The organism is Actinomadura sp. WAC 06369 (genome assembly GCF_003947565.1).
In the GTDB taxonomy this organism is placed as follows: domain Bacteria; phylum Actinomycetota; class Actinomycetes; order Streptosporangiales; family Streptosporangiaceae; genus Spirillospora; species Spirillospora rifamycini.
In genome coordinates, this window is the sequence record NZ_QHJN01000338.1 from 1 (window position 1) to 2,686 (window position 2,686).

Annotated in this window: 4 protein-coding genes; all 4 read left to right on the plus strand. The window is 80.2% G+C overall.

Going from position 1 to position 2,686, the window contains the following annotated elements:
- Window positions 1–490 (plus strand): TIGR04282 family arsenosugar biosynthesis glycosyltransferase (locus tag DMH08_RS39205; protein ID WP_125621313.1); only part of this gene is annotated, 490 nt, incomplete at its 5' end.
- A complete protein-coding gene (locus tag DMH08_RS39210) occupies window positions 487–1,119 on the plus strand; it encodes a methyltransferase domain-containing protein (RefSeq protein WP_026401739.1) in 633 nt (210 codons plus the stop codon). The genes DMH08_RS39205 and DMH08_RS39210, both read left to right, overlap by 4 nt.
- Entirely contained in the window at window positions 1,080–2,240 is a 1,161-nt protein-coding gene (locus DMH08_RS39215; protein ID WP_084550030.1) for a molybdopterin-dependent oxidoreductase, read from the plus strand. Before DMH08_RS39210 ends, DMH08_RS39215 begins: the two co-directional genes overlap by 40 nt.
- Window positions 2,237–2,686: hypothetical protein (locus DMH08_RS39220; RefSeq protein ID WP_125621314.1), on the plus strand; the 450-nt coding region annotated here is incomplete at its 3' end. The genes DMH08_RS39215 and DMH08_RS39220, both read left to right, overlap by 4 nt.

The window sequence follows — 2,686 nt, forward strand, 5'->3', positions numbered from 1 at the left end:
GCGGGGTGTCCATCCCCATGAGGACGAGCGGGCGGCCGGCGTCGGGGTGATCCCGCAGCGCGGGGACGGCCTGGACGAGCGGCTCGCCAACGCGTTCGCCCACGCCGACGCCGGCCGCCCGCTCGTCCTCCTCGGGATGGACACCCCGCAGGTCACCCCCGCCCTGCTCGCCGCGGCGGCGCGGGCCCTGGCCGGACGCGACGCGGTGTTCGGGCCCGCCGCCGACGGCGGGTTCTGGCTGCTGGGGCTGCGCCGCCCCGACGCGCGGCTGCTGCGCGGCGTCCCCATGTCGCGGCCCGACACCGGCGCCGCCCAGCTCGCCCGGCTGCGCGGCGCCGGGCTGCGCGTCGCGGCGCTGCCCGAGCTGACCGACGTCGACACCCCGGCCGACGCGGCCGCCGTCGCCGCCGCCGCGGAGCGTGCCGGGGGCGGCGCGCGGCGGTTCGCGGCGGCCGTGCGGCGCCTCGGCGACCGGACGGTCCCGGCGTGATCGGCGAACTGTACGAGGAGGCGCTGCGCGGCAGCGGCCCGGTGGAGATCGAGCACGCCGACGGGTCCCGCCGCCCCCTGCCGCTGCGGGACTGGCTGCGGCTGCGTCCCGGCGACGGCGGGCTGCTGGACCGCTGCGCCGGCGCGACCCTGGACGTCGGGTCCGGTCCCGGGCGCCTCACCGCGGCGCTCGCCCGCCGCGGCGTGCCCGTCCTCGGCATCGACCCGGCGCCCGCCGCCGTCGCGCTCACCGCCGCCGCGGGCGGCCCCGCCCTGTGCCGGGACGTGTTCGGGCACGTCCCCGGCGCGGGCCGCTGGCGGACCGTGCTGCTCGCCGACGGCAACATCGGCATCGGCGGCGACCCCGCGGTCCTGCTGCGCCGCGCCCTCGCGCTCGCCGCGCCCGGCGGGCGGGTGCTGGCCGAGGTGGAGCCGCCCGGCGCCGCGTCCGGCACCGAGCCGCTGCGGCTGCGGTCCGGCGGCGCGATCGGCGAATGGTTCCCGTGGGCGCGGGTGGCGGCCGGCGACGCCGCCGGCCTCGCCGCGGCCTGCGCGGCCGCCGTCACCGAGACCTGGGAGGAGGCCGGCCGATGGTTCGTCGCCGTGCGGCGCGCGCCCGCGCCGTCCTGACCCCACCGACCGGCCCGGACGGTCCGGAGGGCCGGTTCACCAGCCCGCTGCGCGGCGAGCGGGCCGCCGCGCGGCTCGGCCTCGCCCTGGCCGCCTCCTTCGGCGCCGCGTTCGCCACCGGCCTGATCAGCCACTTCATGCAGCACCCGCCCGGCTGGGCGCAGTGGCCGTCCCGCCCGGTGAACCTGTACCGGGTGACGCAGGGCGTGCACGTCATCGGCGGGCTGGCGACGCTGCCGCTGCTGGCGGCCAAGCTGTGGACGGTGTACCCGCGGCTGCTGCGCCGCCCGCCGGTCCGCTCCGCCGCCGACGCCGGCTACCGCGCGGTGGTGTTCCTGCTGGTCGGCGGCGCGCTGTTCCAGGCCGTGACGGGCGTGCTGAACATCTCCTACTGGTACGCGTTCCCGTTCCCGTTCACCACCGCGCACTACTGGACGTCCTATGTGCTGATCGGCGCGCTGCTCGTGCACGCGGCGCGGGAGTGGCCCGCCGCCCGCCGCGCCGTGATGGCCGGGCCGGGCGACGCCGTGGACCGCCGCGGGTTCCTGCTGACCGTGGCGGGCGCGAGCGGCGCCGTCGCGCTGGCCACGGCCGGTGAGGCGTTCCCGCCGCTGGCGCGGCTGGCGGTGCTGGCGCCGCGCCGCCCCGGCACCGGGCCGCAGGGCGTCCCCGTCAACACCTCCGCGGCCGGGGCAGGGGTGCTGGCCGCCGCCCGCGACCCCGCGTGGCGCCTCACCGTCACCGGCCGCGTCCGCCGCGAGGTCGTCCTGTCCCTGGACGACCTGCGCGCCCTGCCCGCGCGGACCGCGCGGCTGCCGATCGCGTGCGTCGAGGGCTGGAGCGCGGACGCCGACTGGGAAGGCGTGCGGCTGCGCGACGTGCTGCGCCTCGCCGGCGTCGACGACGACGCCCGCGTGCGCGTGGAGTCGCTGCAGACCTGGGGGGACTACCGCGCCTCCCGGGTGGCGCCCGCCCACTGGCGCGACCCGCTGACCCTGCTGGCGCTGCGTCTGAACGGCGAGCCCCTGCACCCCGACCACGGCTTCCCGTGCCGGCTGATCGCCCCGAACCGTCCCGGCGTCCTGCAGACCAAATGGGTGCACCGGCTGGTGGTCGAATGAGGACCCGTATCGCGCCCGGGCGGGCCCTGGCGGGCGCGGCGGGCCTGGCGCTGATCGCCGTCGGGCTGCACGGCGTCGCGGCGGACGTGGGAGTCACCGGGTGGGCGGTGTGGTTCGCCGTGCCGGTGCTCGTGCACGACGCGGTCCTCGTCCCCGCCGTTCTGGTGGCCGGGCGGCTGACCGCGCGGCTGCCCGCCCCGGCCCGCACCCCCGTGCGGGCCGGGCTCGCCGCGGCCGGATCCCTGACGCTGGTCGCGCTGCCGCTCGTCCTCGGGCACGGCCGCCGCGCCGACGTCCCGTCCCGGCTGCCGCTGCCCTACGGCCGCAACCTCGCCGTCGTCCTCACCGCGATCGCCGTCGCCGCCGCGGTCGCGGCCGCCGCCCGGGTCCACCGCACCCGCCGCGCCACGCCCCGCGCTCACCTCCGCGACGCCGAACCCCCGGCC